Raw genomic sequence first — 21,919 nt, 5'->3', positions numbered from 1 at the left:
CCTCAACACTCGCCGAAATTGCCGGCCGTCGTGCCGGCGAATTCCTGGACAGCATGCAAGGTCGCGGTCTCGTTTTTCGTGCGCGGTTCCTCCCTCACCGCAGGCTGGCAATCCCATGGTGCCGGCTCCCGTACCTGGCACCAGATGGGGTTATGAATGGCCAGGTCGATCTGGCGTACGAGTTCCACCATGCCGTCATAGCCGGCGTAAGGGTGTTGGCGCTCCTGGTTGATATCGAGCCAGGGTGTCTTGGCCTTCAGCGCGACGAATTGCGTGCGCCCGCCTGATAGCAGGATATCGGCCTTGTGTTCGGAGAGCATGGCGTAAAGCTCTTGCGCTGCCATCTGCTCGAACATGTGTTTGTCGTCCTTGAGGATCTGCTTGATGCGCTCCTTGTCTTCGACGGTCGACTTCTTGATAGAGGTGCCGACGATCTCGATCCCGATCTCCATCAGCGCATGGACGACCGACCAGGACTTCACACCGCCGGTGTTGAGCAGCACGCGCTTGCCTTCGAGCCTCGGCCGGTAGGCGGCTAGCTTCTTCCAAGCGATCGCCTCTTCCTCTGCAATCAGTACCTCGGTGCGGCCGAGGATCTCCGAATCGGCACCCTTCTGCACGAGCAGCTGAGAGATTTGTCGGAGTGCTTCCGAGGTGTCGGTGATGCCGTAGAAGGAGCCCTCGAAAAACGGGATGCCCCAGCGCTGCTCCATCTTGCGGGCCAGATTGATGAGCGCGGTCGAGCACACCACCATGGCCACCCGGGCGCGGTGCGCGGAAGCAATGTCGAGGTAACGTGCGTCGCCCGGAACGCAGGCGCGCACCCGGATGCCGAGCCTATCAAGGAGCGGCTTCACCAGCCAGAATTCTCCCGAGAGGTTGAATTCGCCAAGGATGTTCATGTCGTAAGGGCCGGGATCGTCGGGCTCGGCCGTGCCAATGACATGCTCGAGCAATGCCTCGCCGGCAAGCTTGTTGCCAAGACTCTTGGAGCCGACGAAGCCCGGCGCATTGACCGGTACAACGGCCAAGCCGAACTTTTCCGCCGCGCGCTGGCAGACGGCCTCTATGTCGTCGCCGATCAGCGCCGTCACGCAGGTTGGATAGACGAAGATCGCCGGCGGCCCATACGCTTCCTTGATCTCGCGGATCGCTTTGAAGAGCTTCCGCTCGCCCTGCCCCATCACAACATCGAGTTCGGTGAGGTCGGTCGTGAAGCTTCTGCGCCACAGGGCTGGCCCGGACGAAGCCGCACCGCGGTTGTCCCAGGAATTGCCCTCGCAGGCGAGCGGCGCATGGATCAAATGCGCAACGTCGGTGATCGGCTGCAGCACGATCTTGGCGCCATCGAAGGCACAGCCGCCGGCCGCCGCCCCGGGGGTCAGTGGCTTCGAACAGCCCTCCTTGCGCGCCTTGGCATCCTTGCCGCGGTTCTTTTCGCAGGCAGGCTCGTTGAAGACATCCTGGATTTTGGCTCTGAGCAAGGACATTGCGTCGGTCTCCAAAGTCCCTCGGGAAGACGACCGGCTAAAGCCGACCGTCACGCTTAGCGGGTGAGGTCATACGAATAGTCCGTCACGCCCGTCTCGCTTGTCTCGCGATCGAGCTTGTCGAAGATCTTGTCGAGGATCGTCGTCAGGACGCGCAACCCGCCTTGGTAGCCCATAAGCGCAAACCGATGGTGATGGTGGCGGTCGAAGATCGGAAACGTCAGCCGGATCAGCGGCGTGCCCGTGTCGCGCTCCAGATACTTGCCATAGGAGTTGCCGATCAGCAGGTCCACCGGCTCGGTGAAGAGCAGCGAGCGCATCGCCCAGAGGTCCTTGCCCGCCCAGACTTGAGCACCGTTGCCGAAGGGCGATGATGCAAGCAGTTCCTTCAACTCCGCTTCCCATGCCGAGGTGCCGTTGGTGGCGAGGCAATGGGTGGGCTCGCCGCCCGTCTCCATGATGAAGCGGGCCATGGCATAGACAAAGTCCGGATCGCCGTAGATGGCGTATTTCTTACCGTGCAGCCAGGATTGGCTGTCGGCCATGGCGTCAACAAGCCGACCGCGCTCGAGGCGGATTGCCTCGGGGATTTGCTTGCCGGAAATCGCGGAGACCTCGATCAGGAAGTCGTCGGTTGCCTGGACTCCGAGAGGGTAATGGAACGAGGCAGTCGCCTGCCCCACCCCCTCGCAATACTCCAGTGTTTTTCGGGTGTTGTAACGCTGCAGCGACAGCGTCGCCTCGGCGTTGAGTGCCTTCCTCACCTCTTCGATCTTCGTGCCGCCGTCGTACATGCGGTATTCGCCGTCGGACGGCGTGTCGAACTGGTCAGAGGCGTCTTGGATGAAGGTATAGGACACGCCTATCAGATCGAGCAGGCGCTTGAGTTCCCGGTTGTTCCCGACACAGAACCCGTCGAAGCCCGGAATGATGTTGATGGTTCCCTCGGCTTCAGTTCGCTCCTCGCCCTTCCAGAAATGCTCCAAAATGCCCTTGACCGCAACGTCATAGCCGTCGACATGGCTGCCGACAAAGGCCGGCGTGTGGGCGAAGGGCACGTCGAAGTCGCGCGGGACCGAGCCTTCGTCCTTGGCGTTCTCGATGAAGCTGTGCAGGTCGTCGCCAATGACCTCCGCCATACAAGTGGTCGAGACGGCGATCATCTTTGGGTCGTAAAGTTGGTACGTGTTGGCGAGCCCGTCGACCATGTTCTTCAGGCCGCCGAACACTGCCGCGTCCTCGGTCATCGAGGAGGAAACCGCCGAAGCAGGCTCCTTGAAATGGCGCGACAGGTGCGAGCGGTAATAGGCCACGCAGCCCTGGCTGCCGTGGACGAAGGACATGGTTCGCTCGAAGCCTGCGGCCGCGAACACCGCGCCGAGCGGCTGGCAGGCCTTGGCGGGGTTCACGACAAGCGCTTCGCGAGCAAGGTTCTTTTCGCGGTATTCCCACGTCTTGGTGAATTCGCGTTGGTCGGTAACGATCTGGTCCGGGTGCGGACATTCGAAATTCAGCCTCTTCTCGGCGAGCATCTGCCTGTATTCCGGCTCGCGGAACAGGGGCGCGTGGTCGAGAACTTTTTCAGCCGACTGCGGCATGGGTGGTTACCTCTTTCCATCTGGCCCGCCATAGGGCGGCACAGGGACGTCGAAACGTTTCAGGTCTCCCGCGGACAAGCGGCCACAGGCGTTCACTGCCTCCCGGCTTCCGGGAGGCCAGGGTTTCATTCGGCTGCGATCGCCGCCGACGGCTCGGCTTTTTTCTTCCAGGGAGCGTCGTAGAGGTTCCAGACCGGGTTGTTGATGGCCAGGTCCATGTCTCGGGCGAAGATGGCGAAGCCGTCGTAGCCGTGATACGGGCCGGAATAATCCCAGGAATGCATTTGACGGAACGGTATGCCCATCTTCTGGACCGGGTACTTCTCTTTGATGCCGGAGCCAACGAGATCAGGACGGATCCCTTCAATGAACTTCTCCAGCTCGTAACCAGTCACGTCGTCATAGATCAGGGTGCCCTTCTTCACGTAGTGGCCGGTGCGCTGATAGTCGTCGTTATGGCCAAATTCGTAGCCAGTGCCGACGATCACCATGCCCAGGTCCTCATATGCCGTGACGACGTGACGGGGGCGCAGCCCGCCGACATAGAGCATCACCGTCCTGCCTTCGAGGCGCGGCCGGTACTTGGCGATTATGGCATCGACCAAGGGCCGGTATTTGGCGATGACCGCCTCGGCCTTGGCCTCGATTTCCGGCCCGAAGTGGTTGGCTATCTTGCGCAGAGAGGCTTCAGTCTGGGAGGGGCCGAAGAAATTGTACTCCATCCAGGCGATGCCATACTTTTCCTCCATGTGCCGGCAGATGTAGTTCATCGACCTGTAGCAATGGATGAGATTGAGCTTCGCCTTTGGCGCCCGCTCTATTTCGGCCAGCGTAGCGTCGCCCGACCAGTTGCCGACCACGCGCAGGCCCATCTCCTCAAGCAGGATGCGCGAAGCCCAAGCGTCGCCGCCGATATTGTAGTCGCCGACCACATTGACATCGTACGGGCCGGCCTCGAACTCCACTTCCTTCTTCTCGAACACCCAGTCTCGGATCGCGTCGTTGGCGATGTGGTGGCCGAGGGATTGCGAGACGCCGCGGAAGCCCTCGCAGCGCACCGGCACGATTGTCTTTTCGTGCTCCTTGGCCTTGTTGCGGGACACAGCTTCGGTGTCGTCGCCAATCAGGCCGATCGGGCATTCGGATTGCACAGTCATGCCCTTGTTCAGCGGAAACAGTTCCTCGATCTCGTCGATGACCCGTTCCAGCTTCTTGTCGCCGCCGAAAACAATGTCCTTCTCCTGAAAATCGGAGGTGAACTGCATCGTGACGAACGTGTCGATGCCGGTCGTGCCGACGTAGTAGTTGCGGCGTTGAGACCAGGAATATTGCCCGCAGCCGACCGGCCCGTGCGAGATATGGACCATATCCTTGACTGGACCCCACACCACGCCTTTCGAGCCGGCATAGGCGCAGCCGCGAATCGTCATCACGCCGGGGATGGACTTGATGTTCGATTTGACATCGCATTCGGAAAGGACCTCGCTTTCCTCGCCAGCCTCGTCGCCGCTCTTTGCAACGCTGAGGTGCTTTTTGCGGCGCTTCGCCGACTTGTCAGGATATTGCGACAGCACCTCCTCGATAAGCTTCGCATGGAGGGCACCGTCATTCTCGTATTCCAGGCTCATGGGACCCCTTTCAAGGTTCAGGGTGACGCCTCACCGACGAGGCGCCGTTCTTTGAAAGGCGCACCAGGTCAGGGCGGCGCCTCATGTCGGCAGCGGTCGCTACTGTGCGGCCGCCTTGGCCGCTTCCTTGACCTGAAGCTCGGCAAGCATCTGCTCGTCGGTCTTCATGATGCCGAAGTCGAGCAGCATGTCCTCGAGCTCCTCCATGGTGATCGGGGTCGGGATGGTGCCCTGGCCCGAATTCCCGTGAATCTTCTCGGCCAGCGCCCTGTATTCCCCGGCCTGCTTCGAGTCCGGCGCATACTGGATCACAGACATCTTCCTGAGCTCGGCGTGCTGGACGATGTTGTCGCGCGGCACGAAGTGGATAAGCTTGGAATTGAGCCTGGAAGCCAGCGCTTCGGCGAGGTCGAGCTCGCGGTCGGTTTGGCGCTCGTTGCAGATCAGGCCACCGAGCCGCACGCCGCCCGAATGGGCGTATTTCAGGATGCCCTTGGCGATGTTATTGGCGGCATAGAGCGCCATCATCTCGCCGGACATGACGATATAGATTTCCTGGGCCTTGTTCTCGCGGATCGGCATCGCGAAACCGCCACACACCACATCCCCGAGCACGTCGTAGGAGACATAGTCGACATCGTCGTAGGCGCCGTTCTCCTCGAGGAAGTTGATCGAGGTGATCACGCCGCGGCCGGCGCAGCCGACACCTGGCTCGGGTCCGCCCGACTCCACGCATTTGATGCCTTTGTAGCCGACCTTGAGCACGTCCGCGAGTTCCAGGTCTTCCACCGAACCTTCCTCTGCCGCGAGATGCAGGACCGTATCCTGCGCCTTCGCGTTCAGGATCAGGCGGGTGGAGTCGGCTTTGGGGTCGCAGCCGACGATGAGGATTCTCTGCCCGAGGTCGACCAGGGCGGCGAGCGTATTTTGGGAGGTGGTGGACTTGCCGATGCCGCCCTTGCCGTAAAAGGCGATCTGACGCAAACCTGACATGTAGCTTTCCTTCCTTCGTTCCCATTCATCGCGGCTGCCGCGACTTGAATGCCGGTCGGGCAGCTCTAGCCGCCTCGCACCTAAGGATCTCAAGACTCATGCCAATTTGGCTGATCCAACCGAAGAATAATTTCATGGTTGCTTTTCAGGGGTTTAGCTTGAGTTCCAAGAAAGGATCGTCGGAACAGCCCGTGTAGCGGACGCGACAATGGCGACACAAAGCGTCGGGACTAAACAGCTAGGTTATAGGGTCGATGCTCGCTGGCTGCGGTCGCTGGCCGGGAAAAGTGTGTTCCCGGGCCGCTCGACCGCAAAGGCCCCCGGCATAGGGCGGCCCGCCTCACAATTCGTGCGTATTTCGGTAAATCCCGGACTTGCACAGCGCTGCCGCAAGGCAGAGTCTGCGCGACGCCTCGTGAGCTGACACCTAGCGGCGACAGTCGGCCCAAATACCGCGCTCAGTTGAACCTCAGCGACTTTTCAGACGTCCCTGAGACGGCGTATGTCCGAAATGCCTTGTTGTAGGACGCCGAAAAATATGAACTCGAGCAGAACCCAGTCGCGATGGCGATATCGACATTTGCCAGATTGGTGTGGAGTAGCAAATCCCGCGCGTGCTCAAGACGAAGAGTTTTGTAGTACCGGGCGGGCGAGGAATCAGCATACCGCTGGAAAAGACGCTCGAGGTTTCTAATACTCATCCCAAACGTGCGCGCGATCGAGTCGATGCTAGCCCGTCTTATTCATGACGGATCTGGGTTTGTTTGCCGCTGAGCGGCGGACAGGTGGCGGCTCGGCGTCTTTTTCACCGCGGCTGTGTCTGGACTTGTGAACGCGCTGGAGGGTGGAAGCTGTGTGGTTCGGCGGGGCCCGCTGCCCCGGCGGTCTTGGTCCTGCCGGTAGCAGATTGCTGGCGATCGCCCGGAACAGACTTGCCTCGGGACAGGCGGCGGCGAAGGCCAGGCGGATGCGCGAGACGGTTTCGATGACGCGGGCGCCGAGCTTGAGCAGCCTGAGCCGCAGCGTAGCGAACTCGGCGTTGCGCAGATGATGGGTCGTGGGCACCGCCTCGCGCAGGGTGAGCATTAACCAGTATGCGGCGGTGTGCAGGACAAGACGGACCTGATTGGCAATCGGTGAGCGGCAGGAGGTGCGGTCGGAGGCGAGTTGGCTCTTGTGCTCTTGATCAGGTTTTCGGCCTGGCCGCGGGCGCAGTAGATCACGTCGTAGATGTGCTCGGCGGAGCCTTTGTCGAGATTGGTGACGACGAAGCGGATGTCGAGGCCGAGGGTGGTTGCCTCGATGCGAGCGCAGGTGCGGCGTTCGGCCTTCCAGGACTTCGCCTTGTAGCGGGTCTCGGCATAGCCGCGCAGCACAGACTTGCGCTCGAGCGCGCGGCGGGTGCGGATGTCGTCGGCGCTCTCGTCGACGAGCCGCTGCAGAACCTTGTTGCCGGGTAGGCCGAAGAGGTAGTCGATCGCATTGTTCTCGCACCAGGCCATGACTTGCGCCCGGCCGTAATGGCTGTCGCCGCGGATCAGGATGCGGGTGGTCGGCCAGCGCGCGCGGATGCGGCGCACGAGACGGCGCAAATGGCCGCGGATCTCCTTGCCCGTCGGGGTCTTGCCAGGACGCAGGATCATCGCGACGGGGCGTCCTGTCGCGGCGTCGTAGATGTGGATCGGCAGGAAGCAACGCTCGTCGTAGTGGGCGTTGAAGAGCGAGAGCTGCTGATGGCCGTGAACGACATCTAGCGTATCATCGATGTCGAGCGTGACGCTTTTCGGCGGCGCGGCATAGCTCGACAGCCACAGATCGACCAGCACCCAGCCGAGCCGGATGACGGTCCTGAGGTCGGGCAGGTTCTCCAGCCGCGAACAGGTCGGCTGCGAGCACAGATCAATCCCGCTGTCGGGCAGCCGCCCGCAGGCGAGCTTGAAGGCCGGATCGGTGCGCAGCCGGTCGAGATCGTTGGCATCCTCGTAGCCGCAGGCGATGGCAAAGATGCGGGCACGCAGGATGTCGGCCATAGCGTGCGTCACGCGCGCTGGATCGCGCGGATCGTGGATCGCAGCGGTCAGCCTGTCGGCCAGTTGCAGGCCTCGCTCGGCCGCGGCCAAAAGCATGACGCCGCCATCAGAGGTGATGCGTCCGCCGTCAAACGCAGCTGTGACCTTCTTGCGTCCGACGGCTGGAAAAGACAGCGGCAGCAACGTATCCTCGGTCATGGCGGGTGTGGCTCGCGAGATGCGGTGGAAGGGTTGGCCTAAGCACCCGAATCCTACGCCAAATCAATCGCTTAAGCTACATCCGCCAGCCTCAAAGCCCCATCGTCGTGCATAAGACGGGCTAGCCAACGCCGTCCTAGACACAGCACCTCCCCAGGATTCGAATCCGCACTGCTGTCGTGGAGAAATTCGTATATGGGCGTTGCCATCGTGGTTAGCCCCGAGCAACTTGTTTGGGCGAAGTTACATCGTAGCGCGCGATCAGCTCCCGCTTTAAAACCTTGCCGCTAGGGTTAGTCGGCAAGGCATCCAGGAACTCGTAGCGCTTGGGACATTTGTACGATGCAAGATCTCGGCTACGCCGGACCTGCGCGTCAAGTGTTGCCACCTCGAGGCTCGGATCGGAACGCACAACAAACGCGACGACGATTTGACCCCATTTCGCATCCGCCAAGCCAACAACTGAAGCCTCCTTTACTCCAGGACAGCGATACAGAATCTCCTCGACCTCGCGCGGGTAGATGTTCTCGCCGCCTGATATGATCAGGTCGTCGGCGCGTCCGTGAAAATAGTAGAATCCGTCTTCGTCTTGGCTGAACAGGTCCCCGGTATAAATCCAGCCGGCCTTGAGTTTTTTTTGAGTCTCAAAGGGTTTATTCCAGTAACCCGTCATCGCTTGAGGCCCGCGCACTATCAGCTGACCGACAGTCCCTTGGCTTACCTGTTCGTCAGGCGCCACTTCACGGTTCGGATCGTCGGTAATTATGCGGCATTCTGAAATCAACGTGGGTTTGCCGCATGAGCCAAGCTTCCGTAACGCATCTTCCGGATGCAGCATCAGCGTCAGTGAGGCTTCAGTCATTCCGTAGCCATTGAATATGCCACGGCAGAATTCAGCCATGACCCGCTCCATGGTACTTGCAGAAATTGCTGCCCCGCCGGTCGTAACAAGTCTCAAGGAGGAAACGTCGAAACTGGCGAAATCCGGATGAAACAGCATTTCCTGAATCTGTGTCGGTACTGCAAAAAGGGTGGTAATCCGCTCCGCAGCGATGGTGCGGAGAGTGCGTTCAGAATCGTAGCGCCCGATCACCACATTGGTACCGCCTACCAGAAGGTGCGGAATGAAATAGGCTTGCATTCCGCCGACGTGATAGAGCGGTGCTATATGTAGCGCACGGTCATCATGTCGTAGTGAGTATTCCATCACGCAGTTCATTGCGATGGCAACGTCGTTTGCGTGAGTATGGATCACAGCTTTCGGTCGTCCGGTGGTACCCGAGGTATAGACGAGTGATGAAATCGTATCTCCGGTCGGAACCGGGCGTGGCTCACCGCGATCCTGCGACAGCTCGATCAACCCGTCGAAATGATGATGTCCTTGTGGGATGTTGCTCCGATGATATGCGCAACCGATGAAATCATGGACGGAATGAACCTGTTCTGCGATTCTAAGCGCGTTGTCAGTCAGCGCTCTTCCGTAGACTAGGACGCGCGCGCCGGAGTCCTTTAGAATATACGCGGCCTCTCCTGGAGACAGGCGGAAGTTCATCGGTACGGCCACTGCACCGAGAAACTGGCAGGCGAAGAATGTGGTCACTGAATTTTCCGAGGTTGAAACGTAAAATGCGACCCGATCACCCGGGCGAACGCCAAGATCGGACAGCGCCTGGGCGAAGCGCCGAACTCGAGTTAGCCACTCTCGATAAGTCCAGCGACGATCCTCATAGACCAAAGCTATATGATCGGGATATCGGTCGGCAGAAGCTTCTAGGATGCGAGCAATGTGCATAGCGCCTGGACCTGGACTAGAGATTGAGCCGGATAGATGGCATCTCTCGCGCCGCGATGAGGTACTTGCACATCTCAGTGGTGCCACCGACGATCGGCAGCGTCCGAGCATCACGGTATAATTGTTCGGCTTTGCCGTATTGGCGGGTCACGCCATCACCCCCGAGAATTTGAACCGTGCGGTCCGCGCAGAAAACAGCTGTTTCAGTCGCAACCAGTTTGGCTTGACTAGCCTCGCGCATGAGGTATTTGCCACCGATCCCGGAATCGTACATTTTGGCCGCTCGATGCGTTAGCAGTTCGGCCGCGTCGATTTTCCAGCTCATCTGCGCAATCATGTCCCAGATCAACTGCTTCTGACCAAGCTTTTGGCCGAAACTGACCCGTGACTGTGCGTGCTGAGTCGCGATTTCGAAGGCGGCGCGCGCCACGCCCAAACCGGAACCGCCGAGGATCACCCGTTCGAAATTGAAAGCGCTCAGCATGATATTAAAACCGCCATTCACCTCGCCCAACAAGTTCTCCTCGGGAACGCGCACCTCATCCATCGCGACTTCGCCGACGATTGATCCGCGTCGCCCCATGAAGTCGTACAGCCTCGGGAAACTCATACCCTTGAGGCCTGCGGGAATGAGAACCGCCGTTAAACCTTTTTGGGGCGGTACGTCGGGATCGGTCACACCCCAGACGATATAGACATCTGCCTTTGAGGCGTTGGAAATATAACGCTTAAGGCCGGATACTACCCATTCGCTGGTTCCTTCATCGAAGCGAATCCTGGTCGCCATGCCCGCACTGTCCGAGCCAACTGTGGGCTCGGTCATGCAAATTGATCCTAAGGATCGACCCTCAAGAATTGGCATCAGGTAGCGCTCGCGCAAAGCCTCTCGGGCAAATCGGTGGATGGGGTACGCGCAGGACAATGCGGTGGCAATGGTAGTCTCGAAGGCGTAATTCAGGAGGGCCGCTTCCTCAGAAACGATTACTGCATGGGTAAGGCCCGGTTTTGGCAATGCTCCACGATAGAGATCAGGAAACATTAGTTTCAAGTAACCAGCCTGTCCCAAGGCGCGCACGATTGCGAATTGCGCGTCAAAATCCTGATCACGCTCAATCAAATCGACTTTCGGAGCAAGCTCACGTGACATGAAGGCGCGAACTTCTGTGCGAAATGCGCGATCCTCCTGCGTTAGAAAGAAATCGCGCATTCACTCACATTTCTTAGAAAATCGTAAAACATCAAACGGAATTCCGGCAAAGGTGTGATCAGGATGGGCCAAGCGTCAGCGCGGCGGCATTACAAGTGAAGTACTGGGAACCGGCCAAAATTGCACACCTGGTGCATCCATTTGTCCGGCGTCTTGCGAAAGAAATGCAAGAATTAGCCCGACCAAGGGCAATGTAACGATCAACACGGCTAGGTCGTTGCAAAGGTTCTCGGAAAGATAAGGGCTAAGTAAGCTTGCCAGTTTGCGGATCATTCGCAGCTCGATCGAAATAAAGGTACTTGGCACCCCGCAATGATTCTCTCGTTTCGCTGCTGACGGCGATAGAAAGCGCCATTTAGGCTGCCTCTACAGGAAGCGGCCAGTGGCACGTCGGTTTTGCTCCCTCAGCAGGGCGCCGCACCGATGCCACCTTGCTGATTAGCGCAGTAGACCAGTGATGCATGGGGCGTAAATTAATGCGTGTCCAACAATCATTTGGTATGAGGTGATGCCGTGGTGAGATCGCTTAGATTAAAGCCTGCATTCAAGCTCCTCTTTTGATCACAGCAGACGCCGAAGCCGGCGGAGGGTTGCCAATTGCCCAACACAACCCAATCTGTCGTTGGAAGAACGATCTAGGCCCTAAAGCCAGAATAGGAGCACCTACCTGAGCGACCGCCCCGCGAGGTAAGGCTGAGTTCGGACCCCAACATTTTTTCTGACCAAAGCTGCTTAAGAGCTGCAGGTGCATAGTTGTAAGTGCGGCCGCCGTCATCCCGAGCATGACACTGTTATGTTAGCTGGCTTTCTCTCCGACCGATCAGGTTCCGAATCCTACAGGTTGCCCGATATCGTTTTTTCATCAGTCTATATCAATTCGTTGTTGGACAGGCATCGTCAGATTCTCCAAAATAGATCTAATAGCCACGAAGGCATGCGCTTAAGGGGAACTGCGATGACCAATAAAACGCGTTTTTTTAGTGAAATTGTCGCGTACGGCGAAATGTCCCGCCGTGGGTTTCTAGGACGTGCGGCCACCATCGGAGTAAGCGTAGCCGTCGCGAACTCCCTGTTCACGCCGTCGGCACGCGCGGAAAGGCCTGTCAAAGGCGGGGTGTTGAAGGCAGGCATGCAGGGTGGTGCAGCCACCGACAGTCTGGATCCCGCAATTTTCGAGAGCCAAGTATCATACTTCTTTGGCCGTCAGTGGGGCGAACAACTCGTGCAGATCGACGCCAAGCGCGAACTTCAACCCGCGCTCGCCGAAGAATGGGACGCGTCAGAGGACGCGAAGATCTGGACCTTCAAAATCCGTAAGGGCGTGCAGTTTCACAACGGCAAGGAAATGACGCCGGCAGACGTCGTCGCGACCATGGAGCGCCATTCCGATGCCAATTCCAAGTCTGGCGCACTTGGTATTATGCAGGGTATCGAAAAGATTGCCGTCGATGGCCAGAACGTGGTCTTCACACTCAAGGAAGCCAATGCCGACCTTCCTTTCCTGATGGATGACTACCATCTTATGATTCAGCCCAACGGGGGCAAGGACAATCCGACCGAAGGTATCGGCACCGGTCCTTACAAGGTCACTGTCAATCAAAGCGGTGTCCGCCTCGGCGGCGAAAAATTTGCCAATTATTGGCGCGATGACCGCGGCTTCGCAGACCAAATCGAGATCATCATCATCAACGATGCCACCGCCCGCATGTCGGCCCTGCAGGGGGGCCAGGTTCACATGATCAACCGTGTCGAACCTAAGGTGGTCGACCTTATCAAGCGTCTCCCGGGGATTACGATCCGCAACGTGAGTGGCCATGGCCATTATTTGTTCCTTGCCCACTGCAACACAGCCCCCTTCGACAACAACGACTTGCGGCTCGCGCTGAAATTCGCAGTCGACCGGGAAGAGCTCGTACAGAAGATCCTGAAGGGCTATGGCTCGGTTGGCAACGACACGCCGATCAACAAGTCCTATCCACTCTTCACGGAGATGGAGCAACGCACCTTCGATCCCGACAAGGCAGCTTTCCATTACAAGAAATCCGGACACTCGGGATCAGTGCTCCTTCGGACGTCGGAGGTCGCCTTCCCCGGTGCCGTCGACGCCGCCCAACTCTACCAGCAGAGCGCCGCCAAGGCCGGCATTAAGATTGAGATCAAGCGCGAACCAGGTGATGGTTACTGGTCTGAAGTTTGGAACAAGCAACCCTTCTCTGCTTCGTATTGGGGAGGCCGTCCAACGCAGGACCAGATGTATTCGACTGCGTACTATTCCAAGGCTCAGTGGAACGATACCCGCTTCTTCAACGAGAAGTTCGATAAGATGCTTCTCGAGGCACGCGCGGAACTAGATGCCGACAAGCGCAAGAAGCTCTATGCCGATATGGGCCAAATCGTCCGTGACGAAGGCGGCGCCATCGTTCCAATGTTCAACGACTTCATCGACGCCACTGGGCCGCAGGTCGGCGGGTGGTACGAGGACGGCAACCAAGAGATGATGGGGGGCTACGCGCTTTCGAAGTGCTGGCTCAAGACCTGAACCACGCCGAGTACTTATGTCTTCTTCAATAGTGGTGCTGATCGCCCAGCGCGTTGCGCTGGGCATCTTGTTGGTGCTTGCCATTTCGGTCCTGATCTTCGCCGGCACCCAGATCCTGCCCGGCGATGTCGCGCAAGCCATTCTTGGGCAATCGGCGACACCGGAGTCGCTCGCCAATCTGCGCGAGCAGCTCGGCCTCAACGATCCGGCCTATATCAGGTATTTCCGTTGGCTCGGCGGGGTGGTGACAGGCGACCTGGGTACCGCCATGTCGAGCGGCCAGGATATCGCCACGTCGATCAAGGGCCGGCTGTGGAACACGTTGTTCCTCGCCTTCTGGGCAGCGGTCGTCGCAGTGCCGCTAGCGATTATCCTCGGTCTGATCGCGGTGCGCTACCGCAACGGCTGGGTCGACAAGCTGATCTCCGGGCTGGCTCTGGCCTCGACCTCCTTTCCCGAGTTCTTCATCGGCTATGTGCTGGTCTATTTCTTCGCCGTGAAATGGCAAATCTTCCCGGGCATTTCGACTGTCTATGACGGCATGCCTTTTGGCGAGCGCATGCAGGCGATCGCTCTGCCGGCGGCAGCGCTGACGCTGGTCGTGCTCGCCCACATGATGCGCATGACACGCGCGGCGATCCTCAACGTCATGCAGTCGGCCTATGTCGAGACCGCGGAACTGAAGGGCCTGTCGGCCTTCAACGTCATCCGCAAGCACGCCTTCCCCAATGCCATCGCGCCGATCATCAACGTCGTCATGCTCAACCTCGCTTACCTGATCGTCGGCGTCGTCGTGGTCGAGGTGATCTTCGTCTATCCGGGCATGGGGCAGTATCTGGTCGACCATGTCACCAAACGCGACGTTCCGGTGGTGCAGGCGGTCGGCCTGATCTTCGCCGCCGTCTATATCAGCCTGAACATCATTGCGGACATAGCGGCCATCGTCGCCAATCCGCGTCTCAGACACCCGAAATAGGGGGCGGATATGCTCGATATCAAACGCATCCCCATCCCCGCTCTGATCGGCATCGTGCTGACGGCATTGTTCGTCCTGGCGGCGGTCTTCGCCCCCTGGATCGCGCCGCACGGCAATGGCGAAATCGTCGGCGATGTCTGGGAACCGATGTCGGCTGCTCATTTGCTAGGCACCGACAATCTCGGCCGCGACCTGCTTTCGCGCATGATCTACGGCGCCCGCATCACTTTGTTCATCGCGGTGCTGGCCACCGCGCTGTCATTCTCGCTCGGCGCCATCCTCGGCTTCTCGGCGGCCGTCTTCGGCGGCTGGTTCGATACGCTGCTGTCGCGCCTCGTCGATCTCTTGATGTCTATCCCGACGCTGATCATGGGTCTCGTCGTGCTGTCCGTGCTACCGACCAACCTGGTGACGCTGATCCTGGTGATGGGCATTCTGGATTCGACCCGCGTCTATCGCCTGTCGCGCGCGGTCGCCGTCGACATCAACGTCATGGACTATGTCGAGGCGGCGAAACTGCGTGGTGAGGGCAGCGGTTGGATCATCTTCCGCGAAATCCTGCCCAACGCATTGTCGCCACTGGTTTCGGAACTCGGCCTGCGCTTCATCTATGCCGTGCTGTTCCTGTCGACGCTGTCGTTCCTCGGCCTTGGCGTGCAGCCACCGGACGCCGACTGGGGCGGCATGGTCAAGGAAAACAAGGACGGCATCGTCTTCGGCATCGCGGCAGCGCTTATCCCGGCGGCGGCGATCGCCTTGCTGGCGATTTCCGTCAACCTGGTTGCCGACTGGGTGCTCAACCGGACGACAAGCCTCAAGGGAGGACGCGGGTGATGGCCGACAGCAAAGCGAAACCTGGCCTGCTGCTCAACATCCGCAATCTGCGCATCGAGGCCACCGTCTTCCCGCCCGGAGAGCCGCCGAAGAACATCGTGTTGGTGCACGATGTCTCGCTGACGCTTGAAAAAGGCAAGGTGCTCGGCCTGATCGGCGAATCCGGGGCCGGCAAGTCGACCATCGGTCTGTCGTCGATGGGCTATGGCCGCGGTGGCGTGCGCATCACCGGCGGCGAGGTGATCCTGAACGGCCGCGACATCCTCAAGGGCGGCAAGGACGGCTTCCGCAAATTACGCGGCCGCGAGGTCTGCTATGTCGCGCAATCGGCGGCAGCCGCCTTCAACCCGGCGCACCGGCTGATGGACCAGGTGGTGGAAGCCACGCTGCTGCACGGTACGGCGACACGTGCCGAGGCCGAGAAGCGCGCGGTTGCGCTGTTCAAGAAGCTCAGCCTGCCGAACCCCGAAACCATCGGCGAGCGCTTTCCGCACCAGGTGTCGGGCGGCCAGTTGCAGCGCGTGATGACAGCGATGGCGCTGTGCTCGGAGCCGGACCTGATCGTCTTCGACGAGCCGACCACGGCGCTCGACGTGACGACGCAGATCGACGTGCTGGCGGCGATCAAGGACGCCATCCGCGACACCCATGTCGCGGCGCTCTACATCACGCACGACCTTGCCGTCGTCGCCCAGGTCTCAGACGAGATCATGGTGCTGCGCCATGGAAGGCTGGTCGAATGGGGCGGCACAAGGCAGATCATCAAGGAGCCGCGCCAGGAATACACCAATGCGTTGGTCTCGGTGCATGAGATCGAACACCAGGAGCAGAAACCCGGCACGACGCCGTTCCTGTCGGTGAAGAACGTCACCGCCGCCTATGGCCGCAGCGACATCAAGGTGCTGAAGAACGTCTCGGTCGACATCTATCCGGGCCAGACACTGGCCGTGGTCGGCGAGTCCGGCTCCGGCAAATCGACGCTGGCACGCGCCATCACCGGGCTTTTGCCACCCGAAGCGGGTACGGTGACCTTCGACGGACGTCCGCTGGCCAACCGGCTGGCCGACCGGCCGAAGGAGGATCTGCGCCAGTTGCAGATGATCTACCAGATGGCCGATGTGGCGATGAACCCGCGCCAGACCGTCGGCACCATCATCGGCCGGCCGCTCGAATTCTATTTCGGCATACGCGGCCGCGAGCGCGACAGACGCGTCGCCGAACTGCTCGACAAGATCGAGATGGGCAAAGGCTTCTCCGATCGCTACCCGGCCGAGCTTTCCGGCGGCCAGAAACAGCGCGTCTGCATCGCCCGCTCACTTGCCGCCAAGCCGAAGCTGATCATCTGCGACGAGGTGACCTCGGCACTCGATCCGCTGGTGGCACACGGCATCCTCGAACTGCTGCTCGAGCTGCAGAAGGAGGAGAACGTCGCCTATCTCTTCATAACTCATGACCTGGCCACGGTGAAGTCGATCGCCGATTCGATCGCGGTGATGTACCGCGGCGAGGTAGTGCGCTACGGGCCGAAGAGCAAGGTGCTGGCGCCGCCCTTCGACGCCTATACCGACCTGCTGCTTTCCTCGGTTCCCGAGATGGAGATCGGCTGGCTGGAAAGGGCGATCAAGGGACGCCGCATGGCCAGTGCGGGAAGTTGAGACTGACTGTTCCAGCCAGTTGAACCAGCATAGACCATGGTGGTAGCTAGGATCTGCTAGGGCGATTCCAGGAAAAGTCTGAAACGGTTTTCCAACCGGGAATTGGGTAAAACAAAGAGTTAGAGTATCCGTCTTGGTCAAGGAAGAGATGGAGACCATTTCCGGTCATCTCTGATGAGAGCGTTTGCGAGAACGATGAGCTTTCTCATGATGGCAGTTATGGCAACTTTTGGAGGTTTGCCGCCTGCTCGGAGATTTTCGTATTTTGCCTGGAGAGGCTGATTGAAACGAGTGGCGACAAGTGCGGGCATGTAGAGTGCCTGCCTGAGCGTTTGCCGGCCGCCCTGGATGAAGCTCTTGCCCTTCCACAGGCCGGACTGGCGGTCGACGGGGGCAAGACCGACCAAGCTTGCGGCTTGCTTGTTTTCGAGTGCACCCAACTCCGGCATGTCAGCAACGAGGGCGAAGGCGGTCGCCTCGCCGAGCCCTGGAATACTGATGAGAATGTCGAAGCGGCGGCTGAGGCCAGCTTCGCTGGCAATCCGGATATGGCACTCGGCGTCGATCGCCACAATCTGGCCGGCGATCTGTTTCAACCGTTGCTCGGCCTGGCGCTTCAAGAGCGGGATGGTCAAAGACTTTTGCCGGTTCAATGTGGCGGTGCGGTCTTTGATCAGCGCTCGTCGGGTGGCGACCAGTTCGCAAAGCGTATCAAGGATATCGCTCCGGATCGGTCGGATCTGTGGCGTCATCAGCGCGCCGAAGCGGGCGATCATGGCGGCGTCGATGCGATCGGCTGCCTTTGCGAAGGCACGCGTGTGCTGCGGGTTCATTTTTACCAACGGCAGCCCTTTTGCACCGAGCATGCGTTCGAGCAACCGACGGTAGGCACCCGTCGCCTCGTAGGGTGCAACACAAATTTAAAATATCTTCACAATGGCAAGCGGCTGGCGGTGGTACCTTCACCTCGAGATCTGAAGTCATGCACGGCTGGAAAGTGGATGTGCCAATCTGCGCTCAATTGCCGTACAGTTCGCAACGAGGGTAACGGGTGATGATATCTGAACGAAGAGCACTCCTCCTGCTTGAGGGCCAGAGAAGTGGACCGCTGTACCTGAAGGCGGCCCGGCGCCTTGGTCTTCATCCAATTACACTGTCGGTTGATCCAACTCAGTACAGCTACCTTGCGGCGGAAGGAAGTGACGCAATCCAGGTCGATACAGGCAATCTCGACGCGCTGATCAGCGAATGTTCCCGGATTCGTGCAACATACGAAATTTCCGGCATTACCGGCTTTACAGGCTTTGACGAGTCGCTCTATGCGACAGTCGGTAAGCTCTGCCGGCATTTCGATCTACCTGGACCCAACCCCGTATCGATTGAACAATGCTGCGACAAATTCGTTCAACGTCAGCTTCTCGCCGAAGCCCACATTCCAATGCCTGCTCACCGCTTGGCAACGGATGCGATGAGCGTAGAGAGCTCTGCCGCGGAGATAGGCCTGCCAGTGGTTCTTAAACCGGCGGCGGGCAGCGGTAGTAGCGGTGTCCGATTATGCCGTGATCACGACGAGCTAGCCGAACATACAGGTTATCTGTTGGGCGGGAAGCACCTTTGGCAGTCTACGCCGAGGATACTGGTCGAAGAATTCGCCCAAGGCCCGCTCTATTTTGCTCAGATAATGGGCACCGAGGTGGTTGCTATCGGCGCTGCTCTGTACGGCCCACCACCGTATTTTGTTTGTAACCAGTTGGACTGTCCGGCCCTGCTGACTGATGACGAGCATAAACATATGGTCGATCTTTCGCTTAGCTGTTTGCAAGCTCTCGGCTTGGGCTGGGGCCCCACGAACATAGAATTCCGGTGGACGAAGACTGGCCCGGTCGTCATTGAAGTCAATCCGCGCCTTGCTGGCGCTCCCGTTCCTGAATTGGCTCAGCTCGCTTATGGTGTCGACCTCGTTACTGAGCATATTAAACTTGTCATTGGCGATGAATGGAATTTTAGCAGGAAACATTCGCAGGCTGCGGCCGCGAGGATACTAATCCCCGAACGCGATGGAATCTTCGAGCGGATCGATGGCGACGTTCAGGCGGCTGCAATATCGGGTGTCGCTGAGGTCAAATTGTATATCCAGCCGAAGACGGCGATCGTCAGGAAAGGTGATTACTTGGACAAGATTGGACATGTGGTCGCCGCATCAGGTAGCTCTGCCCAGACTGCTGCGATACTTCGGCGTGCCGCAGAGTTAATTCGCTGGTCCATCACACCATTTTCTACTGCTGAGGACGCGGGACACAGGAATAATCGCGATTCCAACCCGAACGCCTGACAACACGAGGAACAACGGGCTGCGGCCAGGATGTGCCTTGGTGGCTTTTAAGCGCTTGGCCGTCCACCTCATCAGGTCACAGTGGCTGTTTGCTGCTCTGCAAGCATCCGGCCTGGCGGTGGAGCTTCTCGAGACGCGCCATGTGCGCGATGCCTTCAAGGCGATGCCGGTCAAGACGGATTGCAAGGACGCGCGGCATTGCCCAACTCATGCGGCTTGGTTGGTTCCGGCCCGTGCACTGCAAGTCACTGCCGAACCAGGAGGTTCGCGCTCTGCTGACGAGGCGCAAGCTGCGGCAGTCGAAGCGGCACGATGTCGAGATGAGCATCGCGGCGTCTTGCGCGGCTTTGGCCTGAAGGTTGGCCCGACGACGCCGAAGAGGGTTGAGCAGCGGGTTCGCGAGTTGGTGGCCCATCATGACACGCTGGAGCAGATTGCGGAGGCTCTTCTCAAGGCGCGGACGGGTGCTGCTTGGTGAGTTCGAGACGATCGAGAGGCGTCTTGTCGGCCTGGCGCGGCGGGATGCCCAGATGCGCAATCCGACGAGCGTCCCAGGGATCGGGGCTTTGGTGCCGTTGACTCTTTCGGCGGCCATCGACGTTCCGGCGCACTTCCGCTCGTCCCGTATGGTGGGCGCCCATTTCGGCCTGACGCCGAAGAAGTACCAGTCGGGCGAGACCGACGTGACCGGTCGCATCTCGAAAGATCGGCGACCATGGCGTGCGTGTGGCGCTCTACGAGGCGGCCAATGTGATGCTGACACGCCTGGTGAACGGCTCGGCCTTGAAGTCGTGGGCGCTTGCGGTGGCCAACCGCGCCGGGATGCGCAACGCCAAGGTGGCGCTGGCACGCAAGCTGGCGGTGGTCCTGCACCGCATGATGCGCAGCGGTGAGCAATTCCTGCGGGCCAGCCGCACCGCACTGTCGCATGCTGAAGAGTTCGATGAGAGGATAAGCAGAAGAAGGAACACGGCGGGCCATGGCACCAGTCCTGCCGGTGCGAAGTCCCTGCCGGGACGGTGGATCCCGTTAGGCCGCTAAGACGGGAGCAGCTCGTTTGATGACTGCGCGTCCCTAGATTGGCCAACCGATCCTGATCAGACCCCATCAGGCAGCGGCCAAAAGCGCCGACTGCGGACAGACGCAAGACCCCGGCAGCGGATTAAGTTACGAGGCATTGACAAGTCGAGGCCCGTTACAGAAGCCCGTCTATTCATGAGCCTTGTGGTTCGAGCGCCGCTGAGCGTTGGGTCATGCAGGTGTGAGGCGTCATTTTGACTCGCAGCTGAGACTGGACTTTGGAACGCGCTTGAGGGTCAAGGTTTGGGTTTCGGCGGGGCCTTGATGCCCCGGCGCTCATGGTGCTGCGGGCTGCAGCGTGAGAGCGATTTGTCGGAACAGGCTGGCCTCGGGACAGGCGGCCGCGAAGGCCAGGTGGATGCGTGAGAGGGTTTCGATGACGCGGGCGCCGACCATCCGCCACATCACGGCAATCCATCTCCTCCAGTCCGGCGTCGACATCAGCGTCGTCGCCCTGTGGCTGAGTCATGAGAGCCCCGCCACGACGCACATGTACCTTCAGGCGGAACTCGTCATGAAGGAGCGGCTGGTACCGGCTGCTGCCAATGACGCTAGTCAAGGCCGGGTATCGCCCGCCAGATCGTTCATGCAGTTCCTGTTGAGCCTTTATAATTATGCGCAGTTCGCCAGCTGGAAACGCTCCGGGAAGCCGATGGTTATAGGGTCCTGTCCCGGTGAGCTGCGCATAATCATCGGGTGCGCATAATCGCGGATATAGACCCACAGCCTGCCGGTATCGGTCTTGCCCTTCGCGAGGACCGGACAGTTGTGTCGTCGCCGTGCAACCGGTCGGCGAGGAGAACATGAGCCTCGATCCGACGATAGACGGGCAGGAGCGCGAATGTGGCCGCGCCAATCTGGTCGGCGAGCGTCGACAGACTCAGCGACGATCCTTCACGCGCGAAACGCTAGGCTTGGCGGTTTATGGTTGATGTTGGCCGTACTTGTCGAACAGCAGCATGGCGAGGAAGCCGGGACCCGCCCAGCCACGCGACATGACATGGAACGGCGCCGGCGGCTGCGTGATCGTCTCACAGTTCCGGCACGAGAACTTCTCGCGCACCGTCTGGATGACCTTCCACTGGCGCGGAATCACCTCCAGCGTCTCGGTGACGTCCCCGCCGAGCTTCGAAAGTCGCAAGCTCAATAATATTATAATCGTAACATTCTTTACAAAGCCACGATCTCAATAAACCCTGGCGCAACTCACACTTCAGTCAAAATAACTTTCTGCGTGGTAGCGACCTGATAGCTTTGGCGATGCGAAGACGCGCACAGGCGCCAGCCCAGCTTTGTGCACCTGTGCACCAATGAGAACATCCAGTGCAAATGGCTGCTGAGGACAAATGGAACGCCCGCTAATGACTGCGGTCTCTGAACGTCAAGAGCCGGCAACGGAGGCCTTAGACCGGTTTGCTATGGTCTAATCGGCGCATACGCCGAATGCAGCGATACACTTGCAATCAAGTTTGGCCGATTTGTCGATCGTGTCCCAGGGAGTGGTGTAGCTGACGGCTTGGTCGCCGCGTTCTCCGGCATGGGGCCGGGCTGATCAACGTGCCACGGC

16 protein-coding genes and 3 pseudogenes are annotated in these 21,919 nt (G+C 59.5%); 9 read left to right on the top strand and 10 right to left on the bottom strand.

What is annotated here, in order from left to right; all coding sequences use genetic code 11:
• Nucleotides 1-2 precede the first annotated feature (2 nt).
• The 8 genes and pseudogenes from nifE to NKJ37_RS30345 form a co-directional block, all read right to left on the bottom strand.
• Nucleotides 3-1,490, bottom strand: coding sequence for a nitrogenase iron-molybdenum cofactor biosynthesis protein NifE (gene nifE, locus NKJ37_RS30380; RefSeq protein ID WP_352776262.1), 1,488 nt, complete (start codon nt 1,488-1,490; stop codon nt 3-5).
• Nucleotides 1,491-1,546: 56 nt separating this feature from the next.
• Nucleotides 1,547-3,088, bottom strand: coding sequence for a nitrogenase molybdenum-iron protein subunit beta (nifK, locus tag NKJ37_RS30375; RefSeq protein WP_352776261.1), 1,542 nt, complete (start codon nt 3,086-3,088; stop codon nt 1,547-1,549).
• Nucleotides 3,089-3,213: 125 nt separating this feature from the next.
• Nucleotides 3,214-4,716, bottom strand: coding sequence for a nitrogenase molybdenum-iron protein alpha chain (gene nifD / locus NKJ37_RS30370; RefSeq protein WP_352776259.1), 1,503 nt, complete (start codon nt 4,714-4,716; stop codon nt 3,214-3,216).
• Between the two features lie 99 nt (nt 4,717-4,815).
• Nucleotides 4,816-5,709, bottom strand: coding sequence for a nitrogenase iron protein (nifH, locus tag NKJ37_RS30365; protein WP_023706403.1), 894 nt, complete (start codon nt 5,707-5,709; stop codon nt 4,816-4,818).
• 458 nt (nt 5,710-6,167) lie between these two features.
• The gene (locus tag NKJ37_RS30360) at nt 6,168-6,428 is read right to left on the bottom strand and encodes a helix-turn-helix domain-containing protein (protein ID WP_352776270.1); all 261 of its coding nucleotides are present in this window, start codon (nt 6,426-6,428) and stop codon (nt 6,168-6,170) included.
• A 169-nt stretch (nt 6,429-6,597) separates the two neighbouring features.
• Nucleotides 6,598-7,937: pseudogene (locus tag NKJ37_RS30355) on the bottom strand (IS1380 family transposase); the annotation flags it as partial.
• A gap of 214 nt (nt 7,938-8,151) precedes the next feature.
• The gene (locus NKJ37_RS30350; protein WP_352776258.1) at nt 8,152-9,729 is read right to left on the bottom strand and encodes a class I adenylate-forming enzyme family protein; all 1,578 of its coding nucleotides are present in this window, start codon (nt 9,727-9,729) and stop codon (nt 8,152-8,154) included.
• Between the two features lie 16 nt (nt 9,730-9,745).
• Nucleotides 9,746-10,936, bottom strand: a complete 1,191-nt coding sequence (locus tag NKJ37_RS30345; RefSeq protein ID WP_352555878.1) for an acyl-CoA dehydrogenase family protein — start codon at nt 10,934-10,936, stop codon at nt 9,746-9,748.
• Between the two features lie 955 nt (nt 10,937-11,891).
• On the opposite strand from NKJ37_RS30345, the gene NKJ37_RS30340 reads away from it, so the two are divergent.
• From NKJ37_RS30340 to NKJ37_RS30325, 4 genes are read left to right on the top strand one after another with little or no spacing between them, the layout of a single operon-like run.
• Nucleotides 11,892-13,475, top strand: coding sequence for an ABC transporter substrate-binding protein (locus NKJ37_RS30340; RefSeq protein ID WP_352776257.1), 1,584 nt, complete (start codon nt 11,892-11,894; stop codon nt 13,473-13,475).
• A gap of 16 nt (nt 13,476-13,491) precedes the next feature.
• Complete coding sequence (locus tag NKJ37_RS30335) at nt 13,492-14,451, top strand: ABC transporter permease (RefSeq protein ID WP_352776255.1); 960 nt, start codon at nt 13,492-13,494, stop codon at nt 14,449-14,451.
• A 9-nt stretch (nt 14,452-14,460) separates the two neighbouring features.
• The gene (locus tag NKJ37_RS30330) at nt 14,461-15,285 is read left to right on the top strand and encodes an ABC transporter permease (protein WP_023813640.1); all 825 of its coding nucleotides are present in this window, start codon (nt 14,461-14,463) and stop codon (nt 15,283-15,285) included.
• Nucleotides 15,285-16,940 (top strand): ABC transporter ATP-binding protein, encoded by a 1,656-nt coding sequence (locus NKJ37_RS30325; RefSeq protein WP_352776254.1) that lies wholly within the window; start codon nt 15,285-15,287, stop codon nt 16,938-16,940. Before NKJ37_RS30330 ends, NKJ37_RS30325 begins: the two co-directional genes overlap by 1 nt.
• A gap of 137 nt (nt 16,941-17,077) precedes the next feature.
• Here the strand turns inward: NKJ37_RS30325 and NKJ37_RS30320 are convergent, their stop codons facing one another.
• A complete protein-coding gene (locus NKJ37_RS30320; RefSeq protein WP_352776268.1) occupies nt 17,078-17,860 on the bottom strand; it encodes an IS110 family RNA-guided transposase in 783 nt (260 codons plus the stop codon).
• 134 nt (nt 17,861-17,994) lie between these two features.
• Here NKJ37_RS30320 and NKJ37_RS30315 point away from each other — a divergent pair, with 134 nt between their 5' ends.
• The 5 genes and pseudogenes from NKJ37_RS30315 to NKJ37_RS30295 all read left to right on the top strand — a co-directional run bounded on the left by NKJ37_RS30315 (nt 17,995) and on the right by NKJ37_RS30295 (nt 21,058).
• Nucleotides 17,995-19,272 (top strand): ATP-grasp domain-containing protein, encoded by a 1,278-nt coding sequence (locus NKJ37_RS30315; protein ID WP_352776253.1) that lies wholly within the window; start codon nt 17,995-17,997, stop codon nt 19,270-19,272.
• Nucleotides 19,273-19,312: 40 nt separating this feature from the next.
• Nucleotides 19,313-19,750 (top strand): hypothetical protein, encoded by a 438-nt coding sequence (locus tag NKJ37_RS30310; RefSeq protein ID WP_352776251.1) that lies wholly within the window; start codon nt 19,313-19,315, stop codon nt 19,748-19,750.
• A pseudogene (locus NKJ37_RS30305) lies at nt 19,689-19,919 on the top strand (hypothetical protein); the annotation flags it as partial. The gene NKJ37_RS30310 and the pseudogene NKJ37_RS30305, both read left to right, overlap by 62 nt.
• 73 nt (nt 19,920-19,992) lie before the next feature.
• Nucleotides 19,993-20,313 (top strand): hypothetical protein, encoded by a 321-nt coding sequence (locus NKJ37_RS30300; RefSeq protein WP_352776272.1) that lies wholly within the window; start codon nt 19,993-19,995, stop codon nt 20,311-20,313.
• Nucleotides 20,314-20,710: 397 nt separating this feature from the next.
• Nucleotides 20,711-21,058 (top strand): site-specific integrase, encoded by a 348-nt coding sequence (locus tag NKJ37_RS30295; RefSeq protein ID WP_352776249.1) that lies wholly within the window; start codon nt 20,711-20,713, stop codon nt 21,056-21,058.
• On the opposite strand, the pseudogene NKJ37_RS30290 reads toward NKJ37_RS30295, so the two are convergent.
• Nucleotides 21,058-21,490: pseudogene (locus NKJ37_RS30290) on the bottom strand (IS66 family transposase); the annotation flags it as partial. The gene NKJ37_RS30295 and the pseudogene NKJ37_RS30290 overlap by 1 nt on opposite strands.
• Between the last annotated feature and the right edge of the window lie 429 nt (nt 21,491-21,919).

The organism is Mesorhizobium sp. M0140, assembly GCF_040322475.1.
Classification (GTDB): Bacteria; Pseudomonadota; Alphaproteobacteria; order Rhizobiales; family Rhizobiaceae; genus Mesorhizobium.
The sequence above is the reverse complement of the archived record's forward strand: the minus strand, read 5'-3'. Positions and strand labels throughout refer to the sequence as shown.

Coding starts and splice junctions, on each gene's coding strand:
- NKJ37_RS30335 (WP_352776255.1), top strand. CDS start 13,492: ATGTCTTCTTCAATAGTGGTGCTGATCGCCCAGCGCGTTGCGCTGGGC.
- NKJ37_RS30325 (WP_352776254.1), top strand. CDS start 15,285: ATGGCCGACAGCAAAGCGAAACCTGGCCTGCTGCTCAACATCCGCAAT.
- NKJ37_RS30345 (WP_352555878.1), bottom strand. CDS start 10,936: ATGCGCGATTTCTTTCTAACGCAGGAGGATCGCGCATTTCGCACAGAA.
- NKJ37_RS30295 (WP_352776249.1), top strand. CDS start 20,711: ATGCGTGAGAGGGTTTCGATGACGCGGGCGCCGACCATCCGCCACATC.
- NKJ37_RS30330 (WP_023813640.1), top strand. CDS start 14,461: ATGCTCGATATCAAACGCATCCCCATCCCCGCTCTGATCGGCATCGTG.
- nifH (WP_023706403.1), bottom strand. CDS start 5,709: ATGTCAGGTTTGCGTCAGATCGCCTTTTACGGCAAGGGCGGCATCGGC.
- nifK (WP_352776261.1), bottom strand. CDS start 3,088: ATGCCGCAGTCGGCTGAAAAAGTTCTCGACCACGCGCCCCTGTTCCGC.
- nifE (WP_352776262.1), bottom strand. CDS start 1,490: ATGTCCTTGCTCAGAGCCAAAATCCAGGATGTCTTCAACGAGCCTGCC.
- nifD (WP_352776259.1), bottom strand. CDS start 4,716: ATGAGCCTGGAATACGAGAATGACGGTGCCCTCCATGCGAAGCTTATC.
- NKJ37_RS30315 (WP_352776253.1), top strand. CDS start 17,995: ATGATATCTGAACGAAGAGCACTCCTCCTGCTTGAGGGCCAGAGAAGT.
- NKJ37_RS30340 (WP_352776257.1), top strand. CDS start 11,892: ATGACCAATAAAACGCGTTTTTTTAGTGAAATTGTCGCGTACGGCGAA.
- NKJ37_RS30350 (WP_352776258.1), bottom strand. CDS start 9,729: ATGCACATTGCTCGCATCCTAGAAGCTTCTGCCGACCGATATCCCGAT.